Annotated in this window: 13 protein-coding genes; 3 read left to right on the forward strand and 10 right to left on the reverse strand. The window is 39.7% G+C overall.

Annotated elements, in window-relative coordinates; translation table 11 throughout:
- Positions 1 to 46 precede the first annotated feature (46 nt).
- From H7U17_RS14315 to H7U17_RS14350, 8 genes are all read right to left on the reverse strand, one after another.
- On the reverse strand, positions 47 to 1,495 hold the full coding sequence (locus H7U17_RS14315; RefSeq protein ID WP_186757439.1) for an alpha-L-fucosidase: 1,449 nt from the start codon (positions 1,493 to 1,495) through the stop codon (positions 47 to 49).
- A 32-nt stretch (positions 1,496 to 1,527) separates the two neighbouring features.
- Positions 1,528 to 3,633 carry a glycoside hydrolase family 2 protein gene (locus tag H7U17_RS14320; protein ID WP_222439216.1) on the reverse strand — a complete coding sequence of 702 codons (2,106 nt, stop codon included), beginning with the start codon at positions 3,631 to 3,633 and terminating at the stop codon, positions 1,528 to 1,530.
- Between the two features lie 69 nt (positions 3,634 to 3,702).
- A complete protein-coding gene (locus H7U17_RS14325) occupies positions 3,703 to 5,088 on the reverse strand; it encodes a hypothetical protein (RefSeq protein ID WP_186757440.1) in 1,386 nt (461 codons plus the stop codon).
- A 111-nt stretch (positions 5,089 to 5,199) separates the two neighbouring features.
- On the reverse strand, positions 5,200 to 6,981 hold the full coding sequence (locus H7U17_RS14330; RefSeq protein ID WP_186757441.1) for a RagB/SusD family nutrient uptake outer membrane protein: 1,782 nt from the start codon (positions 6,979 to 6,981) through the stop codon (positions 5,200 to 5,202).
- Positions 6,982 to 6,999: 18 nt separating this feature from the next.
- Positions 7,000 to 10,404, reverse strand: a complete 3,405-nt coding sequence (locus H7U17_RS14335; RefSeq protein ID WP_230981429.1) for a SusC/RagA family TonB-linked outer membrane protein — start codon at positions 10,402 to 10,404, stop codon at positions 7,000 to 7,002.
- A 191-nt stretch (positions 10,405 to 10,595) separates the two neighbouring features.
- The gene (locus H7U17_RS14340) at positions 10,596 to 11,624 is read right to left on the reverse strand and encodes a FecR family protein (protein ID WP_186757443.1); all 1,029 of its coding nucleotides are present in this window, start codon (positions 11,622 to 11,624) and stop codon (positions 10,596 to 10,598) included.
- A gap of 82 nt (positions 11,625 to 11,706) precedes the next feature.
- Complete coding sequence (locus tag H7U17_RS14345; RefSeq protein WP_186757444.1) at positions 11,707 to 12,303, reverse strand: RNA polymerase sigma factor; 597 nt, start codon at positions 12,301 to 12,303, stop codon at positions 11,707 to 11,709.
- A gap of 170 nt (positions 12,304 to 12,473) precedes the next feature.
- A complete protein-coding gene (locus H7U17_RS14350; protein WP_186757445.1) occupies positions 12,474 to 14,063 on the reverse strand; it encodes an outer membrane protein assembly factor BamB family protein in 1,590 nt (529 codons plus the stop codon).
- Between the two features lie 262 nt (positions 14,064 to 14,325).
- On the opposite strand from H7U17_RS14350, the gene H7U17_RS14355 reads away from it, so the two are divergent.
- The 3 genes from H7U17_RS14355 (at position 14,326) to H7U17_RS14365 (ending at position 19,250) form a co-directional block, all read left to right on the forward strand.
- On the forward strand, positions 14,326 to 15,762 hold the full coding sequence (locus H7U17_RS14355) for a sulfatase-like hydrolase/transferase (RefSeq protein WP_230981430.1): 1,437 nt from the start codon (positions 14,326 to 14,328) through the stop codon (positions 15,760 to 15,762).
- 83 nt (positions 15,763 to 15,845) lie between these two features.
- A complete protein-coding gene (locus H7U17_RS14360; protein WP_186757446.1) occupies positions 15,846 to 17,765 on the forward strand; it encodes a peptide-N-glycosidase F-related protein in 1,920 nt (639 codons plus the stop codon).
- 159 nt (positions 17,766 to 17,924) lie between these two features.
- Entirely contained in the window at positions 17,925 to 19,250 is a 1,326-nt protein-coding gene (locus H7U17_RS14365; protein ID WP_186757447.1) for a vanadium-dependent haloperoxidase, read from the forward strand.
- A 330-nt stretch (positions 19,251 to 19,580) separates the two neighbouring features.
- Here H7U17_RS14365 and H7U17_RS14370 read toward each other — a convergent pair whose 3' ends face one another.
- Both H7U17_RS14370 and H7U17_RS14375 read right to left on the reverse strand, forming a co-directional pair.
- Positions 19,581 to 21,206 (reverse strand): discoidin domain-containing protein, encoded by a 1,626-nt coding sequence (locus H7U17_RS14370; protein WP_186757448.1) that lies wholly within the window; start codon positions 21,204 to 21,206, stop codon positions 19,581 to 19,583.
- 46 nt (positions 21,207 to 21,252) lie between these two features.
- The gene (locus tag H7U17_RS14375) at positions 21,253 to 23,067 is read right to left on the reverse strand and encodes a DUF3472 domain-containing protein (protein ID WP_186757449.1); all 1,815 of its coding nucleotides are present in this window, start codon (positions 23,065 to 23,067) and stop codon (positions 21,253 to 21,255) included.
- Positions 23,068 to 23,148 lie beyond the last annotated feature (81 nt).

A 23,148-nucleotide genomic window follows, 5' to 3' on the forward strand; every position in this document is an offset into this window, starting at 1 on the left:
TATCCATGTTTAATGGACCTTTAAAACAAGTGGATAAAACACCTCGTTAAGTCTTTGCCCTTTGATAAGTCTTCCCCTCCTCTTGTGTTTTGGAAGATTCTATAACGATTACAATTGGTGATTTCCCTGGCTGATCCACTGGATAATGAACAAAATATTCATCTTTATGTATCTCCTCAGGAACAAAGATTTTACTCGGGGATTTTAGTTCATAAACTTTGTCCAAGTGAACTTTTTCTGGAGTTTTGATCCTTAAAGCCCCATTGATCGGCATATTAAACACGACCATATAGATCTTTCCAGTCTCCCTATCCTTGGTATAATACCCCCAATCTTGTTTTTCCCAATCAAGGTACCCACAACCGTAAATTGCTTCTTGGTTGATTTCCATCCAGTCACCAATTTCTTTAAATAGTTTTCTTTCTTCATTCCTGAATTCACCATACCTGTCAGGACCAAAATTCAATACAAAATTCCCATTCAATGACACTGACTTCACCAACATTTCCACCAGTTCGAAGCTGGTTTTCACATGCCCTTTCCAATCATAATGGTACCCCCATTGGTTTTCGGGAACGGTCATCACACAATCCCAATCATTTCCTTTGACATCTTCAATTCCCTCTGGCAATTTTCTTTCCCAGCCTTGCTCATAATCCCCCATCAAATCACCATTACTATCAAAATGTCTGTTACCATAATCATCAGGTCTGAACCTACTGCCTATAATGATCCCTGGTATCATTTCCCTCATTTCAGACTCAAGTTTATCTGCAAAATCCGCTTGTTCTTTCCAAGCTGCATCCCAAGTACCGTCAAACCAAAGGCCTTTAGTATTTGGGTACCTTTCCAATAATTCCAAAATTTGATTTCGGGTAAAGGTCTTGAATTCCTCATAAGCCTCACGGTCTTCAGCAGTTTTCAAATCGGTTCTAAATCCCGGGTGATTCCAGTCCATCACTGAAAAATACAAATACACATCGATCCCTTCTGCTTCATAGGCCTCCACCATGGGACCTATTAAGTCTTTCTTATAAGGTGTACTGGCTATATCATATTCTGTAAACTTACTTGGCCAAAGACAAAAGCCATCATGGTGTTTGGTGGTGATGATCATATATTTCGCACCCATTGCTTTTGCCTGCTTTGCCCATGACTGGGGATCAAACCGCTCAGGATCAAATTGCAAATACAATTGATCATAGTCCTCTGCTGGCATTTCTGACCAAGAACGAATCCAAGAAGAAGCCCCTGGATAATCCTTTCCCTCCCACTTACCTGCCGTAATAGAATAAACGCCCCAATGGATAAACTGTCCCAAGCCATAATTCCTCCACTTTTCCATCATTGGATCAGTCCTTTTCCCTAAACGATGTGAACCATGCTCCAATGCTATTGAAGACCTAGGTGTATTATCTGGAGTTTGTGCCATTACTTTCCCAAAGTTTAACCCTGCAAGCATTGCTACCACCAATACAACTTCTTTTTTACTCATTTCTTAATAATTATTAAATTGTAAATTCCTTTTTAATCAAGTGTCCATTCCATTTTATCAGAAATCACATTACCTGCATCATCCTGTCCTACCGCGACAATTATATTATTTCCTCCTTGGAGGCTTACCTCAAACTTTTTGTGATGAGCATTGACACCTTTCAGCTCCCTGGTTACTTTCTGCCCGTTGACTGTCAGCTCCACTGAAGACAAATTGGTAAATAGCTGAATGATAGTATTCGCTTCGGTACGTTTATTATCTCTGCTATTGGCCAAGTGAATCATTGGTTCAGGATTCCAGTTAGCTTTATACCAGTAGAAACTATCTTTCTTTCTTTTTCGATCAAAAGTGATCAAGCCTTTAAGGTTTCTTGCATTCACCCCTCCGCGGTTCCACATTGGCACAGCAAACTCAAACATATTCCACAAATAGGAGGCAGTTATATAGGGATGGTCCTCTATAATGGCCCATTGCTGAATATGGGTTTCGGTTTGATAATTCTCAGGAAAAAACTTTCCACTGACAGGATTCCTGCTTTCAGGTAATTTTTCAGCTCCTTGATCCATATTACCATCTGCTCCGTATTCTGCAAGCATTACAATGTGCTCAGGATACTCTTCTTCCAGGCCTTGTACCCATTGTTTCATATCTCCAATCTTACCCTCATACCAGCCATAGTAACGATTCATCCCTTGCACATCAGTGGACAGATTGGCTGGACGCCACATTTCTCCATAACCACTTACAGCAACCGTAGGTCGGTCCGGGTCATTGGTTTTGGCGATATCATTAAGCTCTCTTGATAGCACCGCCACATACTCATCTTCCGTTTTGGAATACACCTCGTTGTGAATGCCCCAAATATAGATGGAAGGATGGTTGAAATTCTGACGAACCAGCTCTGTCATTTGTTGCTTGGCATTTGCAGCTTCTTCCAAGGTATATGTATTGACAAAAGGGATTTCTGCCCAAATCAAAAAACCTAAACTGTCTGCTATTGCATACATATCTTCAGCCTGCTGATAATGGGCCAAACGTATCGTGGTCGCACCGATTTCTTTAATCAACATCATATCTTCCAAATGCTGTGACCTATTGAGTGCATTACCATACCCCCATCGATCTTGATGCCTGGTAACCCCATGCATTGGATAAGGCTTTCCGTTCAAAAACACTCCCTTTCCAGTCTTAATTTCAACTGACCTTATCCCTAAGGGCTGGGTAACCGCATCAAGTACACGATCCCCATCCATCAATGATGTAGTAAGCGTATATAAATACGGGTCTTCAACACCTTTCCAAAGATGTGGCTGCTTAATTATCAATTCCTGCTCTCCTAAAGTTACTCCTTGCGGACTGATGGACAGAGGTTCCTCAATGACCTTAACACTTTTGCCATCTGCATTTTTCACCTCTGTACGGAGTAATACATGCCTAAAAGTTTTTTCCGTATTCTCAAGTTTCGCTTTTACCCTTATAGTCGCCTGTTTGGCTGAGACATCTTTTTGACGAATAAATACTCCCGGAGAAGCATGATCTGTCACCTTGATATTCACCATATCAGTAATAATAAGAGATACAGGCCTATAAATCCCCCCATAGATAGGAAACAAAAAATGGTTAACAGGCAAGACATCCTCACGTGCTTCATTATTCGTTTTGACCAACAGGGTGTTTTTCTGGCCAAAATTTACAGAATGGGTAATCTCAAAGGCAAATGCCGAGTAACTTCCCTTATGCTCTCCTAAAAAGCGGCCATTGACATACACATCAGCTACTGAACCTACTCCCTCAAAACGGAGAAAAAGACGTCTTTCTTTCAAAGAGTCAGCTACTGTAAATTCTTTCTGATAAAAACCATCTCCAGTATAAAAATCTTTCCCAAGCTGCATGTCCTCACTATTGAAAGTATGGGGCACGGTCACCTCTTCCCATTCTTCCAACACAAAAGAAACACCTTTTTCATAGTCTTTGGCTCCTTTTTTAAAAAGCCAACCTTGGTTAAAATCAATTTCTTTTCGCCCTTGAGCAAGGGAGTTAATTGAAATTCCCAAAATAAAACTTAAGGTAACAAGTACCTTATAAATTAAAGCTGATTTAGCCATAGACAACCTGATGGCTTTTTTATAATAATTCATTTTTAATTGATCAACAAGGAAAAACATCAGGCAAGGCATCACCTCGCCTAATGCAATCACAGGTTTTACTTATTGTTTTTTAACAACTATAGAAGAAACCTTATCATTAAACCCTGATAAGAAACTTATATTTCCAGGCCCAGCCTCGTAAGTCGCTCCTGTAAAATTATCTCCGTCATACAACAACACCTCATATCCTAGGGGCACTTTAATAGAGCTAATGTCATTGCCAATACCTCCTAAGTCCTCCAAATCACTAGTGGTATATGACCCTGGAGCCAAGGTTACCCCCCATCCATTGTAACTGGAATGCTGAAAAACCCCCACTCCTTCCGGTAACGTGAACTCTCCATTTACATAGCTAAAAGAATACCCATGGGTTTTTATGGTTCCATTCTCCATCAATAGCTTGATTTTTAACTCATATAACCAATCTCCAAAATCCTGAATTTCATTCATTGGGATATCTACTTGAAATGAATTCCCATTCCTTTCTGCTACCCAAGAAACTGAATTATAATCCCTATTGACTCCTGAGCCTTCTCCATTTACATTAGGATCTACCCAGACAAGCACATCACTGACTGTTTTATTACTGGTAAATGTACCGGAAAGCTCAATCACATTGTTTGCAGCATCAAAATGCAACACAGGGCTCATACTTGTACTGGCACTTCCATAAATATCAGCTACAGGGGTCGACTGAAAAATTTGATTTCTATTGAGAATAGCACAATCTGCCAATGGGATAAAAGTCCCTGTCCTACCCCAGGTATAATTTCCTGCCCCCATTAATGAGGTACCAAGTGTCTGCTGTTCTGAAACTTTAGCTTTATTGTGCGCTAAGTTAAGACCATGCCCCAGCTCATGTAACATTCCCGCTATTAAATTAGAAGAAGTACTTGGTATTTGCTCTACACTAATATTCGGGTTATCCACTGCAAAACAGTATCTTCCATATCCATAAAATGGCTGACTGCCTCCATCAGTTCTTTGGGGAAGGATAATCAATGTATGCTGACTGGTGAAATCCTCTGGATAATTTGACCGATATGCATTGACCTCATTAATAATGGCACTTCCACTTCCGTAGCCATAAGTAGCCTGATCATGCTCCCCATTAATCTTAATTAGCTTCACTAGATTAGCCACCGAGTCATATGGCAAGCCAAATGTTTTGTTTCCAAAACCATTTCTATCCATTTCGTCTTTTACAAAATCTTGAAAATGGATTAATAAATCACTTAGTCGCTCTTCATAATCATCAACTTCTGGATTATCCGTAGGTACAAAATAAACAATATTGAGGTTTTCAGCATGAGTTACTGCGCCGCGCCCCAGTTTGGCTTCTACTATTTTTGTAGATTCATCCGGTATTTGTTCACAAGAAATCACCACAACTGACACAAAAATCATCAGTATTTTTCCAAAAATTACTCTTACTAGATTTTGCATAGCTTATTTATTAAATAATTAGTTAAATATTAAAAAGGGCAATAAAGGATCATGGAGGAGCCAAAAGGCCCCTCCAAAATCTTTATTCACGCTAAAAATTGATTAATGGAATTAGTCAGACTCCCAACCTGGGTTTTGTTCAAGATTTGGATTCAATACCAAATCTTCTATCGGAATTGGGAAAAGATATTGTTTTCCTTCATCAAATTGCCTTCCTTCAGGAAGGGTCTGGAAATAAGGCAAAATATATCCTTCCTCACTCAAAAACACATCCTTATCGACTACGACTGATGGGAATTGTTCTTGGACAAATTTGATTCCTTCCACTGGAATTTCAAGAAAACGTCCTGCTTTCCATCTCATCAAATCATCCCATCTAAAACTCTCATAGGCCAATTCCACCCTTCTTTCTCTTCTTATTTCTCTCAAAACAGGGTCTGGAACATAACTACAATAAGTGGCATAATTTCCGTCCATGATAGGATCTTCTGGGATATTACCCATTATCAAAGGAGGCATATCAACTCTTGCTCGTATAAGATTAACTGTTTCATCCAATATGCCCTGGTCAAGCTGCCCTAACTCATATTTGGCTTCCGCATAGTTCAAAAGTACTTCAGCATACCTAAACACCATAGCTGCCTGCATTCCGTTAGTCACACGATCCCAGTCTGCTGGATCATTCAAAAACCACTTGGCTACCCGATAACCTGTAGGACACTTATTGCCATTCAGTCCCGGAATATTTGGCTTTGGCGCATTATTGGCTCCCTGAACCCCTGCCTGAAGATTATAAGTACCAAAATTGGCAATGGTTTGTGTCAATCTTGGATCACGATTCATCATTTCTCGCTGTATAGAATCTTTCCCCATAAATAAGGGGCTAACAGAAATAGGAAGACCATCCTCACAAAGGTATTCATCTACTAATGACCTAGTAGCTCCATGTCTATGTCGCAAATTTTGGGCATAGTAACGGCTAAAAGCAACCCCCATAGTCAAATCTGCTGAATATTCTTTCCAAAGGATTGCTTCAGGATTCCCGTCATAACTGTAGGTAGCAAACAAATCATTATAATCATTCTCCGCATCTCCTGTTGAATAAAGACTATAAGTACCTGACATTAACTGTTCTGCCGCAGCAGCTGCTTCCTCCAGAAACTCGGTTCCATCCAAGCCTAAATCAGCATGATACTTTCTATAAGTTCCTTCATAAAGACAAACCCTGGATTTTAAATGCAAGGCCACATCTTTATTCAAACGATCTGGCTTTTCTGTCCCTTTTTCAGGCAGATAACTAATCGCCTTGTCCAAAATATGTAGCACAGAATCCATCACTTCAGCCCTAGGAGTTCTTGGAGCCATCAGTTCAGGGGAATTAGTTTGCACCACGTGTGTCAACCATGGCACATCACCGAAGGTTTTTACCTTTTTGAAATAATCCCAAGCCTTGAAAAACAAGATCTCACCAGCATAAATATTTCTAACAGCAGGTTCAATATCCCCTCTTTGATAGTTATCCAAGAAATAATTCAACTCCCTCATGTCACTCCAGTTCCATCCGCCACTACCACTTCCGCCACTGACATGACCATTATATTGATCTGCGGCTACTTTTGAATAGGACTGCGGTGCCCCATTATCAGTAATCACATCTCCATATGCAATAGCTTCATTATAACCATAAGGAGCTACCGTACTGGTCCCCCATCCAGATCCAAAACCTTTGATGTAAGTGGGATAAAAATTATTACAATATAATTCTAGATCCTGTTCTGTTCTCCAGAAATTTTCATCACTAATCTGGTCCAATGGGTAACGCTCCATGAATTCATCATTACACCCCCAAAGGAGCCCTACAAAACATGTTATTACGATATATATTTTTTTCATGATTGAGACTTTTTTGGATTAAAATGTAACTTGAAGACCTACAGCCATAGATCGAAGCATTGGATAATTACCACTCAGCACCTCAGGATCAAATGTATCCGGCACCTTCGTTCCTTCCCATATATTATAGGCAGAAGTATATACCCTCACTTTATCCAAATTGATTTGCTCCGTAAGGTAGGCCGGAATTGTATAGCCCAAAGTCAGGTTTTTCAACCTGATATAAGAAGCGTCCTGTAAGTATCTGGTTTGAACTTGTCTATTGGCTCCTGTACTTCTATATGCAGGAAAATAAGCATCTGTTCTTTCTGGAGTCCAAGAGTTATTATACACTTCGTAAGTACCAGTTCCTCCGGCGATTCCTCCCCAGAAAAGGTTATTACCTATCCAAACATCCCTTTTGGCAACTCCCTGAAAGAACACATTTAGATCAAAACCTTTCCAAAATGCATTCATATTCAAACCAAACCTATACCTTGGCGTACTGTTTCCAATGATCCTTCTATCACCAGAGTCATCTAGTGTACTGGCTCCAGGTCCAATCTCACCATCTGCATTTAAATCCTTGTATTGAACATCCCCCGGAAACCATAATCCTGAATTGATCAATTCTTGACTAGGGGCATTATCTATCTGTTCCTGAGTTTGAAATATTCCCTCAGTTTCATATCCCCATATTTCTCCCATGATACGGCCAACATATAAACCACTGAGTAGATTATTTGGATTTCCATCAAATGAAACGATTTCACTTTGATAGTCACTCAAGTTTAAAGCAATATCGTATCTTATGCCATTATCCAGTTTATCTCTCCATTTGGTGGTCAATTCCCAACCAGTTGTCTTCATCTCACCGGAGTTCTTGGTCGGAGCCCCTGTACCCAATACTGCTGGAAACTTATCTCCAGCTACCAAAATATCAGAGGTAGAACGTTCATACCAATCAAATGAAACATCCAGTTTATTGAACATGGATACATCAAGACCAAAATCTATCGTGGTAGCAGTTTCCCAAGTCAGATCAGCATCTACTAAGCCCGGAGGAGTAACCCCTACAGGACGGTTATTATTAAAAATATAACTCACCTGCGCTATTGTTCCATAAGAAGGCACATAGATATAATTGGCCACATTTTGGTTACCCAAACTACCATAAGAAGCTCTCAACTTCAACTCATTAACCAATGGTTTCAGACCAGAAGCCCAATCCTCCTCTGAAATTCTCCAAGCACCAGATAAAGAGGGGAAAAATTTAAATCGTCTGTCTTTAGGGAAACGAGAAGTCCCATCATATCGTCCATTTGATTCTAATAGATACCTATTGTCATAATTGTAGGTAAACCTGTAAAATGCTCCTCTAATCGCCCAGTGAGATTCACTGTCATAAGCATATTCATTACCCAAAGTTTGGCTGATTACAGGAATGAAAGGCGTTAAGATTTGCTCACCTCTTCCTCCTAAATAATCATATTCATACCATTCTTGGTTAAAACCTCCAAGTAAATAAAATTCATGTTTATCCAGATCCAATGAATAGTCCGAGAACACGTTTACCGTGTACTGATCCGAATGTTGACTCCACCTTTGCACAGAGCTTGGATTAGTATGAACGGTAGTTGGCGCATCCCACCTATTATCGATTCGCTCCAATTCAGGTATGAATTGTTTTCTTCTAAAATCATATGACTTATAGGAGATATTGGCTTTCAAGTCCCAACCTTTAAGAAGATGAATTGTAGGGGCTACAGCCATGAGCACATGCTGCTTATTTTGATCATTTCTTGACCCATAATCCATAAAAGAAAGAATATTATCCGTATACATGGATCCCACAGGTGAATCTTCAGGAGTCATGATTGGCATATTGACATTTCTTCCTGCTTCTTGGGACATGGCCGTCCACCATCCCCCTTTTCCAGCAGGACTTACAGGCTCAGAATAATTTGACTTGCTGTACGAGGTCCTAAAATCTACTGAAAACCAATCAGATACTTCTGAACTCACATTCAACATCATATTATATCTTTGGAATTTATCCGTATTGATTTTATACAGGCCTTCTTGACCTTGATAACCTAAAGAAGCATAATATGATGTTTTCTTGGTTCCACCTGAAAGATTCAAGTTATGCTTTTGCATAGGGGAAGAGCTTCTCAATGCTTCTTCATAAGGTCTAGTATTACCTATCCATATAATATTCCCCCCATCATCCATAAAGTATGGATTCATATTTTCAGGGTCATTCATATATGCTTCAATTCTGTCTCTCTTCTCTAGCATATCCGTGGAAGGAGTTCGGTTCTGTAATTCAAGTGACTTAATGGCTGCATCTTGAATAGTATAAGCATCCAATAGGTCAGGAACTGCAGACGGCCTATTCCACTGAAATGAATTACTATATGTGACCTTTGTTCCCTCTGCACTAGCTCCCTTCTTAGTGGTTACCAGCATCACACCATAGGCAGCCCTTGCGCCATAAATAGCTGCAGAAGCGGCATCTTTCAAAACGGAAACACTTTCAATATCCTCAGGATTAAGTTGATTGATATCCATCTCTACACCATCCACAAGAATCAAAGGACTTCCGTTTGTAAATGAATTTCCTGAAAATGAAGTACCTCCACGTACATTAAACGATGGAACGGTATTAGGACTACCGTTGGAAATACCCACGTTTAGATTGGCTATCGTACCCTGCAGTGCTTGTCCAATATTTGCTACAGGTCGGTTTTCTAGCATTTCTGAGGTGACTTGACTTACCGCACCTGTTAAATTCACCTTCTTCTGCGTTCCATAGCCCACAACGACCACTTCGTCCAGTGCCTTGGTATCTTCTTCAAGCTTTACATCAAATGTCTGCTGGTTCCCTACAGTAATTTCTACTGATTTGTACCCGATGGAACTGATTACAATCACTGAATTTTCATCCGGCACATTGAAACTAAACTTACCATCGATATCAGTTACAGTTCCTGTATTCCCTCCTTTCAACCTGACTGTAACTCCTGGAATCCCTTCAGGTTCAGTCTCGGAGGTAACCCGGCCAGAAATAGTGATTTGCTTTATCTGAACAAAAGCAGCCTTGTTCTTTCCGGATTTATTTACGCTGATGGTCTCATTGACCTGCTTAAACTTCAATTTGGACTGCTTGGCGATCTCTTTCAAATGATCTGCTACAGTCGTTTTTCTTTCTTTAAGGGTGATCTTCATGTTGGTATCCATCCCTTTATCAACCATAAAGAAATGGAAAGGTGTTTTTTGCTCTATTTCTTTCAATATATCATTTAGGGACACATTGGATTTGTGGAGCTCCACTACTACCTCATCTATACTTTTCACCTGTGCTTTTACTGACTCAGCAGCAACAGAAGACATAGCAAGAATCATGATCAAGCACCCGTACAAAGCGTACTTAGTTGACATGATTATTAATCGTAAGTATTTATTCATAATTTTACCATTAGTTGAAACATTGGGTTAGACATATCATAGCAAACCGAGCATCGCCAAATTCTCAGATCTGCTATTGATTAATTCGATGTTTGCCTGGAGGGTATTACCAGTACCCTTCAGGATTTTTTCCATAAAATGCTCTATTTCATAAGCTATCGTGATTAATTTTGAGTAATAATTACTTGATTTCCTTTTATCTCATATTCAAACTCAACGGAGTAACTCAACACGCTCAGGACATTTGCCAGTGATTCACCTTCCATGAATTCACCTGAACATTTTTCATCGGCAACTTTGCCCTTAAAATGGATCTCCACTCCGTACCAGCGCTCTAATCTTTTTATAATTTTCTTGAATGAGGTATTCTTAAATACCAATACCCCTCTTACCCATTGGGTGCTCATGGAAACATCTGCTGAATATTTTTCTAACTCCTTGCCTCCTGCCTTCATCCTAGCAGCCTCACCTGGAAGCAGTGTCAATGATTTGCTTGTTATTGCATCACTTACCTTTACCTTTCCTGTTGCCAAAGTCACCTCTACAGAATTATCCCCTTCAAAAGCCCTGATATTAAAGGAAGTTCCCAATGCTACGGTGGTCAATCGATCACTTACTACTGAAAAAGGATGCAAACTGTCTTTCTTAACCTCAAAAAATGCCTCTCCAGTAAGATGGATTGTTCTATTATTAACAAAGCTTTTGGGGTAGCTTACCGTGCTTTCTGCATTCAGGTATACGATGGAGCCATCAGGTAAATGTATCCTTGTTTTAATTCCAGATGGGTTCTTTCTTGTAACCAATTCCAAAGTGGACTCTACTTGTTTGGAAACCGGTTCCTCAGTCCATTTAATTAAAAGAAATGACAATGAAAATATAATTACCAAACTGGCAGCTACCTTAAGCCAAGTAGATCTGATTCCATTCCTTTTTGGAATACGGTCACTTACTCTGGCTTTTCCGGAAAGGTACAAAGGCCCTCCACCTTTGGCTTTTTTTGTCCTCCCCAAGAGCTTTTCCATATCAAACTCTGCATACTCCTTCTCCTTTGTTCCGCTAAACCATTCTTCATCTATGAGAGCAGAAAACTCTTCTTCACCCTCTTCCGACATCAACCAATTCAAAAAATCTTTGGCTTCTTCTTGAGAAAGCTTCCCTTCAATAAAATCGTCAAGTTGTTTTTTCCTGTCCATTCACTTTGTGTTACTATTATTATATAGACACAAGAGAACTAAAAGGCCCACTCGGGGTCAAATATTTTTAACAAAAACAATATTACGAACTGAAAATCAACACAATAAAAAGCATAACAGAGATAATTTTGGAATCAGCTAATTTCTCCTTTAAGGACTTGCTGGCTCTAAAAATCTGGTTTTTGACAGTTTTTTTTGAAACATGAAGCTTCTCGGCAATTTCATCGATGCTCAAATGTTCAAAATTCTTCATCATAAAAACCTGCTTTTGTTTCGGCGGCAGACTTTCCATTGCTCTGGAAGAAAGGTCCATCATATCTGAAAAAATCACATAATCTTCCGTAGTCGTATCCTTTTCATTTAAAAATGGAGATACATATTCCTTATAAGAAGATAGCTTTGCCTTTCGCTGTACTTGCCGGATCACTATGGACCTCACTATTGCAATCAAATAAGCATTGAATGATAGTTCGGCATCCAAACGTTCACGGTTATTCCAAACTTTAATAAAAACTTCCTGGACGACTCCTTCAGCATCCTCATGACCCAAACGCATTTTCCTGGAGATATGATAGATCTTTTTTGAATATTTCCTAAACAAATGATCAAAAGCCTCTTCAGAACCTGAGATAAGCGCAATGACTTTTTCCTTGTCAATATTTCTCTCAGTTTTAAACATTCAAGTTAGTGGTGCTATTCTTTAGTTAAAGATTTAATAATTTCATAAAATTAAAACAATATTAAAAATAACAAAATCGAAACAAAACAAAAATTTTATTGTTTCATTATATACTATTAACAAAACAAGCCAATACAAAGCAAGCTATTAACCAATTTCCATTATAGAGATCACCATTCCTCTCCTATACATATCAGGTTTTTCAATGTCCTGTGATAAAGTCTTCCATTCGAAAAAGAAGGGGTATTGACTGACCATGTCCCTCCTTTAGGACCAAGGTCATTTACTGCAATCAAGGCTGATTCATCAAACTTCTCAGCATTAGCATCTATCACATAACAAACTCCTGCCATAGTGGTGAAAAATACTTTCCCGTTAACACAAATAGGATTCCCGTTGAAATTCCAATGCCAACCATCTCTCTGGGACCTTTTGTCATGAGCCACATCAAGCCCTTTATTATTTATGGTAGCAGCCTTCGCCTCCTCATTCCATACATACTCTTTGACATTATCATGGTATTCTACCTGCACAGGCACCTGAAGATATGCTGCCTTGCCTGTTTTTATATCAACCCTGGCAAGAGCATACTCAGGACCAATATTATTTCTATATATCCCCTTTTTAAAACACATAAAGAACAACTTATCCTTTACTAGGATATTGCTATACCAAGCAGGAAAAACGACTGGATTAAGTTCTTCACTTATATCAATATTCTCCAGCACTTGATAACTCGCCTTATCTTCATCCCAAATACTTACATCCGCATTTTTGGTCAAGGACACCTTCTTTTTCAATATTCCTGTCTCTGCGTCCAACACATGCACTTCATTTTCTTTCTCCGTGTACCATAGTGCATAATCTTTGTTCCAAGTAGCATTATAAAGGGCCATTCCCTTTTCTGCTTGATGCTGCCATATACTTTTTCCGTTTTCAAGATTAACCAGTGAATAACCTATTGGTTGCTCAGGGACACCATGATGTCCTCCTCTCCCAATCATCAAAGCAGGAACTCCATTTGCTGTCTTGCCCATATACGGGGTATTATAATGCGTCAATCCATCTTCTGAAATCCATACCACTTCCCCTGTGAGTTTATCAACCCCATATATATAGTTCCATCCATACTCTCGCTCACCATCTTTCACCCAATAAGGCTCCATATTAAAAACTAGTCCTTCATAAATCAATGGCTCAAACTGTTTATTGAAAGGAAAATGCACCCCATCTAATTCTTCCACTGGTTCCCATCTTCTTTCCCATTTTAAATTGCCTTCAAAATCAAAACAAGAGAGATTACCGCTCGCATTATAAAACCAAACATATTCCCCATCAGTCACTGGACTAGGCGTGGAACTATCGCTAAAGCCATACATATATTCAGAAAGGCTGCTTCCTTTCATTTCCCTGCTCCACAGTATCTCTCCATTTTCAGCATTTAGACATAATGCCAACACATCACTTCCCATCAAATCCTGTTTGTTCTCCACTTTTTCTACTGGCTTCATGACCGTCAAAAAAATCCTATCCTCCCAAACTGTAATCCCGCTTTGCCCTCCCTCTGGAAGCGCTGATGTCCATTTGATATTTTCACCTGTACGCACACTGAAGCTTGTCGGTACTGGTGCAGCAGTAGTCAATTGCCAGTCTCCATTGGGGCCAGCAGGCTGTGGCCAATGGTTTTTGGATTTTTTCACATATTCATCACATCCACTCAAGAATACCAACACAACAATCAAAAAACTCGAATATTTCATACCTAATCATTTTTATACCCTTAAACTATCGATAAAATAAAAGAACTAAATCCCCGCCTAAGACCTACATAATATTTTACCATTTAATACAAAATAATTACCTTTCAATCATTCAAGCCTTATCAGCTCAGTTAAAATGGCTAGCTTTATTAGACAATATTTCAATATATTTACCCCTTAGATTATCTAAAAAAATACTAAACAAACCTAAGTTACCTTAAATAAAATAAAAACTTATCCTAATACCCCATACATATTGACTATGATTTCAAGACTAAAATCTAGATATTTAAACAGGGCGATGTTTATTAGTGGAGGCTTATTCAGCTTCTTTCTGGGAGCTTGCGGACCTTCTACTACAAAGACAAAAACCACTGCCCCTGAAAAAACAAAACCTAACATACTGGTTATCTTCACTGATGATCAAGGCACCTTTGATATCAATGCTTTCGGCTCAAAGGACCTTACTACCCCGAACCTGGACAGAATAGCAAATGAAGGGGTGCGTTTCACCCAATTTTATGCGGCAGCGCCAGTTTGCTCTCCTTCAAGAGCCAGCCTTCTGACAGGGAAGTTCAACTTCCACGCTAGGCTTTTTGGCAATGTGGCCCCTCCACATGCTGATCCGGAATTTAAGTCTGGCTTGCCTACCGATGAAATCACCATGGCAGAGGTTTTCAAAGCCAATGATTATTCTACCGCCTTAATCGGAAAGTGGCATTTGGGACATAGCCCAGAAAAACTTCCAAATGGTCAAGGCTTTGATTATTTCTTTGGTCACCAAAGAGGATGTATCGATAACTTCTCCCACTTCTTCTATTGGCATGGCCCCAATATGCATGACCTGTATAGAAATGAAGAGGAAGTTTATCATCAAGGAGAATTCTTTGGCGACTTAATGGTAGATGAAGTAAAAAAATTCACTGCTCCCGAAAAAGAAGATCCATTCTTTATCTATTGGGCTATCAACATGCCACATTATCCCTATCAAGGAAGAAAAAAATGGTTAGATCACTATAAAGATACGCCAAGTCCAAGAAGAGAATATGCCGCTTTCATCAGTACCTTCGATGAAATGATCGGTGAAGTTTTGGATCATTTGGAAGCTACAGGACAGTTGGACAATACCATTATCGTTTACCAATCTGATCACGGTCACAGTACCGAAGAAAGGGCATTCTTTGGCGGGGGTAATAATGGCCCCTTCCATGGTGCTAAATTCTGTATGCTAGAAGGAGGCATCAGGGTACCTGCCATGATCCGTTATCCAAAGGCTATCCCTGCTAACGAACTCCGAAACCAAATGGCCAATAGCATTGATTGGTTACCTACCTTGGCTGAACTGACCAATACTGAAATTCCTAATAAAGATGAAATTGATGGAAAAAGTTTGATGCCAATTATCAAGGACAAAAATGCCCCTTCACAACATGAAGTGCTGCACTGGGCCACTGGTGATCCTGAAAGTACTACCAATTCCTGGGCAGTAAGAAAAGGAGATTGGAAGCTTCATGGAAACCCTTGGGATTCGGAAAAAGAACTAGAGTTTGGTGAGGATGACAAATTATACTTGGTCAATATGGCAACAGATTCAACGGAAACTACCAATCTGGCCAAGCAACATCCTGACAAACTTCAGGAATTACTGAAAATACATAATGATTGGAATCAGGAAATGATCGAATTAAAGAATAAATAAACCTTTTCCAAAACATCATTTAGGCCCTCTATATTTCGATATAGGGGGTTTAATTTTATAATCACCGAAAACCTCATTTAAATATGAAACATCTCAATCTGCTCCTCATTTTACTTCTGATGACTTCCTTCAGAACTTTTGGAGCAAATACAGATACCTTGGAAATTGTCAGCCATGATGAAATCACGGTGGTGACAGATCCCTCTAAAGGAGAAAAAAACTACACCCATTGGGCTGTATTTCCTGACAAGGATGAAGCCATTCGCAAAATTATCATGAAGGTCAAATTTGCCTGTCCTGATAATATGCGCTGTGCTGACTGGGACTATCTAGACCATATTACCATCAAAAGAATTGGGGGAGAAAATGGTGAAATGAAGGATTTTGAGATTGGCAGAATGTTAACGCCATATGGTGGAGCTTTTGGCAAAGATTGGGAATTTGACTGGCAGGTAGATGTCACTGATTTCAGCCTTTTGCTCAGAGACAGTGTTGAGATTGAATACAAGCATACGGGGTACGAGCCCAATAATGATAGGGGCTGGAAAGTTACCCTTGCCTTTGACATCATCAAAGGACAACCGGTAAGAGAACCTGTATCCATTACCAAAGTTTACCAAGGAGCTTATAAATACGGTGATAAAGAAAATCCGATTGAAGAAGCTTTGAAACCTGTAAGTATAAAAAAAACCGGTGATGCTGAAATGGCTAGGATACGCATCATCCAAACTGGCCATGGTATGGACCGACCGGATGGCTGTGGAGAGTTCTGTAATAAATTCAGGGATTTCCTTCTGGACGGAAAACTTGTCGCCAGTAGACAAATTTGGAAAGCCTGTGGCAGCAATCCGCTATATCCACAAGCCGGTACTTGGATTTTTGACCGGGCTAATTGGTGTCCAGGAGATCTGATCCAACCTGATATTTATGAATTCAAACTGAAAAATGCAGAACATACTGTTCAGCTGGCCATGGAGGATTATCAGTCTCCCAAGCCAAGTGCCCAAGAGTTGATTTCAGCTTATGTGATCCAATATAAATCCCCAGAAGAAAAATATGATGTGGCTATTGAGGATATCATCATACCATCAGATAAAGCCATCCACAGTAGAATTAACCCGGCAGGTTTTGGTCCTACCATTGTCATAAAAAACAATGGACAGTATGCCTTGAACAGCCTTGAAATTATTCATGGCGCAGTAGAAGATAAAGGAAGTAAGTTCAAATGGAGTGGAGAGTTATTACCAGGTCAATCAGACACGGTTCAAATGCATGGCTTAATTCCTCAGGAAGGAAAATTGGCTTATCAGTTTGAGCTTAAAAAACCTAATGGAAAAAAAGATAATTATCGTGCTGATAACCTCCTTAGTTCAGATTATAGCAAAGTACCTGTTCATAGCAAGAATTTGATATTCTACCTCCAGACCAATAAGACTCCCGAGGACAACCACTTCAAAATTCTCGACCATACGGGAAAAATTATTGCAGAAAGAACTGCAGGAAGCCTCCTTGCAGACACTACTTACAAAGATAGTGTCCAACTAGTGGAGGGTCAGTACCAATTATTATTGGAAGATAAAGCTGGTGACGGTCTCGAATTCTGGTACAAGACAAGAGCAGGTCGTGGAAAAGCAGCGCTACTAAATGCAGAAGGGAAAATCGTGAAAAGCTTTGATTCTGATTTTGGAAGTGGAATCACGTATAATTTCGCAGTAGGTCCAAATCCAGAACCAATCGATCCATTGCAAATTTCACTGGGAGTATTCCCAACACGCGCAAAGGATTCCACCACCTTCGACTTCCTATCAAACAATCCAGAGGAAGTCACCATAAAACTGGTCAAAGATCCAGGAGGCATGGTTGTGGAAGAACATACCTACAGGGATTTTCAGGAAGGAAAGATTACTTTTGATTTAAGCAATTATTCCAAGAGCCGCTATTTCTTCCAAGTCTTTGTGAAAGATAAAATGATATACAACAAACGTCTTCGAGTAAGTGAGTAGAAACTATTCGATTTAAGTTCTAATCCCTGAAGTTTGCCATAGCTTCAGGGATTTTTATTTCAACAATTTTAAACCTTACAAAAGAAACAAAACGAAAATTTTAAGTTTTGATTACTAGTTACAATACAGTAACTTGCGTATTATATCCCAAATATAATTATGGCAAAAAATATACTTCTATTTCTCCTTACTACTTGCATTTTATTCTCTTGCAAGGAAAACAGGAAATATCAATCAGCATTACAAGATAATCAGGCATTGGTAGATGCTAACCTAAATATCACCGCAGTGATGGTACATGATATATTTTCACCACCAGTTGCCAGTAGAATTTATGCTTATTCTTCCATAGCAGCTTATGAGGTTACTGCCCTAGCTGACCCTAATTATAAAAGCCTTGCAGGACAGCTTAATGGATTTGAAAAGGGGGCTTTTGAGGTTCCGGCGGAATGCCATTATCCACTGGCTTCCTTAGTAGCTTTTTATAATGTGGCCAAAGCTTTGGTTTTTTCCGAGGAACAAATTGACAGCTACACGGCTGAATTATTTAATAAAGCGGATGTTGAAGGAATTCCAGCATCAGTTAAAGAAAATTCCATTCAGCTAGGTAAGGACATGGCCAAACATGTACTCTCTTATGCGTCTGGAGATAACTATGGCCCGACGCGTTCTTATTCAAAATACACGGTAACTTCTGAAGCCGAAACATGGAAACCAACCCCTCCGGCCTATATAGAAGGAATTGAACCCCATTGGAATCAAATCAGGCCATTTACCTTGGACTCAGCCAGCCAATTTAAACCGGCTCCACCCACAGCATTTGACACTAAAGAAGGTAGCATTTTTTACAGTGAGGCCAAAGCCGTGATGGATGCTGGCCTTAACCTAACAAAAGAGCAGAAAGACATCGCCATGTTCTGGGATTGTAACCCTTACAAAATGAACATCAAGGGACATGTTATGTTCGCTGATAAAAAAATCACCCCAGGTGGACATTGGATGGGGATTGCTGGCATTGCTGCTAAAACAAAGAATTTGAATTGGAAGGAAACGACAGAGGTTATGGCCCTTACTTCTATCGCCCTTTTTGATGCTTTTATTTCTTGCTGGGATGAAAAATACAGAAGTATCCTTATTAGACCGGAGACCTATATCAACCAATATATGGATAAGGACTGGACACCATTACTTCAGACACCTCCTTTTCCAGAATACACCAGTGGTCACAGCGTGGCTTCTAAGTCAGCAGCTATCGCCTTGACCCATTTATTGGGCAATGAAGTACATATAGTTGATTCAACAGAAGTAACTTACGGCTTACCAGTGCGAGAATTCGACTCTTTCAACCAAGCAGCTTCAGAAGCCGCTATAAGCCGTTTTTACGGTGGCATACACTATATACCGGCCATTGAAAACGGGGTTGACCAAGGAGAAAATGTTGGTAAACATGTTTTGTCCAGAATAAAGACAAAGAATCAATCCTAAGGGATTGATGAATAAAAAATAAGGCTGTCTTACATTAAGAAATCCGTCATCACGAGTAAAACGAAGTGATCTCGATGTGTTTTCATTTCACGTATGAGGAGATTGCTTCTTCCTATATTCATCGGATTACCATTAACGTGATTAATATGTCATCCTGACAAAGGAAGGATCTCTTTAGTTAATTGTTACTGGAAGAGATGCTTCCTGTCGTCAGCATGACACCGATTTGAGGCTCAGGTCATACAGCTCCTTTATATTTGAGAAATATTGACCTCTCTCTATGACGGGGACTTATGAGACAGCCTTATTTAATGCTATAAACCTGATGGGTTAATATAAACCAAACTCAGCCAAGTGAGTAAAGAAAACATTCTCCCCACTTTCATTATCATGTCCCTCAGTCACGGTAACTTTTATATACCTGAAAGTTTGAACAGAAGATAAGTCAATCACGTCCCTTGTTGAATCACTCACATTAAAGACACCCAAATCTTCCCATGATTCACCATCTGTGCTAATTTCAACATCAACAGTTTTTACACGCCCATTGTATTTGTTCAAACGTTGACTAAAAACCATTCCATGAACGGATTCGATTTTCCCTAAATCTAAAGTGAAATGGTGTGGATAATCTGGCTTGGCATTATACCATTGAGAATGCCAAAAAGTATCGTCCTTTCCATCCATTAGGTTGGCCACAGCCCCGTTATTGGTTCCACCTCCCACCAATTCTTCAGAAGACACCTCAATAACCTCCCAGCTATCCTTGGCTAATTCATTTACCTCTTTCAATTCAAAATCAATATTCGGCTTGCCAGATTCATACACATAGGTATATTTCAATTCCGTCACATTACCATTAACATGAAGGTATTTTAACCGCAATTCGAAAGGATACTGCTTAAAATCGGCATCTACACCAGCTAAGGGCATAACAAATGAGATACTATCCCCCTCAATAATATTTGAGGTCCCCCAAGTTACCGCATTATAATCCGCATCCCCTTCACTGGTTTTGGGATCATTATAAACAATGGCCCCATTCACTGCTATTTCAGATTCAAATCTACTCTTTACATAAAGATTTTCACTGTCAGCATAAATGCGCATTGATTTCAAATTAAAGCCAGCATCACCCTCATAATGCCCTGCATTTGCATCCTTGTTGACCACCTGATTATTGTTTAAAATCAAAGCATCTGCTAAGGTCAAATGTACTTTATCTGGCGACCCGTTAAATTCATGATTACCCCATGACATCATTGAAGTCCAATCATCAGTAGCTTTATGCTTATTATGAGGAAGGTTCAGACCATGCCCCAACTCATGAATGGTTCCTCCAATCCAGTGGGAATCCCCTTGCCTGGTCCCATCCTGAAAATACTTCATATCAAAGTTCTTATAATCCAAGGCATAACACCATTTGCCTATCCCATAGAAGGGTACCCCTCCGGCATCCCAACCATTCTCACCTTCTCTACTTGGCATAAGCACCATAGTATGCTTGCTGGCTTCTTCCCCTGGATTGGCATTGAAATATGCCCTTATTTCATTTGCCGCCGCACTGCCTCCACCATCATAAGGGTAGTCATCCTGCCCTCCTTCTCCACGTATCAAAATCACCTTTACAAATGAAGGATCCTTTTCACTCTTTAATAAACCAAAAGTTTTTCCAGGGAATCCCAAAGCTGTCATTTCACTTTTGAACCAATCCTGCATATAAAGCATGATTCCAGAAAGACGCTCATGGTAGTTTTCCAATGGTTCAATATCCGACGGGACAAAGTAGACCACATTCAAATTGTAGCTATAATCCGACACATAATCACCTAAATCAACAGTTTCCTCTTCTTCCTCCTCTTCAATAGGTTCAGGATCTGGTTCCATATCTTCTGTGGAACAGGCATTGAATAACAGGCCCAACAAAATGACCCAATAAGCAAAACTTCTTTTCATTGTCAATACGATTTAATATTAATAAAAAACTCGAAAAATGCATTTACTAATAAAGGCCAAACTCTGCCATATGAATGAAGAAATCATCCTCATTCCCATCATGATGCCCCTCGGTAAAGGTTAATTTGATATACCTGAAACTGGCCATTTCTTCAAAATCAATAGCTCCTCCATCCAAAGGTATATTTAAAGTCCCCAGTGAAGTCCAGTTACTATTATCTGTACTTACAGAAACACTTATTTCCTTCGGCCTGCCATTTTGCTTGGAACGATTTTGAATGATCAGCCCCTTGGCGTCGACATTTTCTCCCAAGTCTAAACTAAGAAAGTGAGGGTAATCCGGCTGAGCACCTGCCCATTGGCTGTGCCAAAAGGTCGCAGGATTATCATCAATGACATCTTCAGCCCTCCCATTATCAGCACCTTCACCCGAAGTTTCCTCAGAAGAAAAATCAATCACGGACCATGATGACTTATCCATTGGGATTACCTGATTGGCGATAGCTTCATCTACACGGTTATCCAATGAAGAAAGCTTAGCATCAGGCACCTTAGTCTGGATTTTCCCTACACTTGTTTTCTGCTCATCCGCATGGGTATATCCCCCAGAACTCATATAGAATTGATTACTATTCCCTTGAACCAAGCCTCCTGCATAATCATCCCTTCCTTCAGGAACTCCATCGGTATGGGTCATCCTGGCCCTATTGAAATTAATCCAGTCCCCATTCACTTCTTTGCCCCACATATTATAATATTGCGCCATTCTTACTTCCTGCCCATTTCGATTACCAAAATTTTCTAGGAAGGAATAAAAACCATCAAAATACCGCTGCTCTTTAGGAGCTTTCCAAGTAGCCATGTATTTCCAACCTTCAGCCTCTACATCCTTGAACCAAGCGGACAACAAAACAGTATTATCATTGTTTTTCCTTACGTTCATAATGAACTTGACAGGAACTGCCGTTTCCCAAGGATACTTCCAATATGATTGGCCTCCAGTACCCTCATTGCCAAAACCTCCTGCATAGACTTCATCTCCTTTATCTACCAAAGTAACCAAGTCTTCAGGATCTACATCTTTTCGATCATCTGGGACATCCGAACTATCCCAAACGGAAAAGAGCACTCTTCTTTCCGAAGCACTGTTTACTTGAATTCCAAAATATCCCCTATAAAAACCGATGCACATATAAAAGGAATACATGGGATCATGGCCTTCTGGTACATTGATTTCTCCATACAACCAATCATATTCTCGGGAAACCTGATCATCAGGCTGATAACTTAAATGTACGGAAGGAGACGAAAGCCACTTCGCATATCGAGCTGAGCCCTTTTCAGTTTTAAAAAGAAAACTTTCTACTTCAGCCACCTCATTCCCAGTAGCAGTCTGCGGGTCAAGCTCAAACCTATAAAAACCTTTTTGAGTGACCTTTATGGTATCAAAAAACTCTTCCTGAAAATCCCCTGTTCCGTCTACTTTTTTTCTAGATTCTTCCTGAAAATCCACATCATTTGGAGAAGTGATTTTTAATTTAAAATCCGTCTTTTTTCCTTCTCCAACTTTTAATGAAAGACCAGAAATATATTCGCCCGGTGTCAGCTCATAATATCCTACCAAACTATGATCTGTGGACTTCCAGCCAGCAACCACATCCTCTTCATCGTCAGGATTATACCTCATTGCTGGATTATTAGCCTCCCAAGGCTCCATATAGGATTTATTGGCTGGGATAACCAAGGTATTATAACTTTTCTCTTTCTTAACATCTTGAGATACCGGCTCTACCTGTGCAGTGGAGCAGGACGAAACCACCAGTCCAATGCCCATAAAGGACAAAAAGTGATTAAAATTCATTTGTATTTAGGTTTATATTAGTGAAAGTTTAACTCAAAAATCCATTATTCACTGGTTTGGAATAGGCAGTACTTTTCCCCC

The sequence above is a fragment of the Echinicola salinicaeni genome (assembly GCF_014280965.1).
GTDB lineage: Bacteria > Bacteroidota > Bacteroidia > Cytophagales > Cyclobacteriaceae > Echinicola > Echinicola salinicaeni.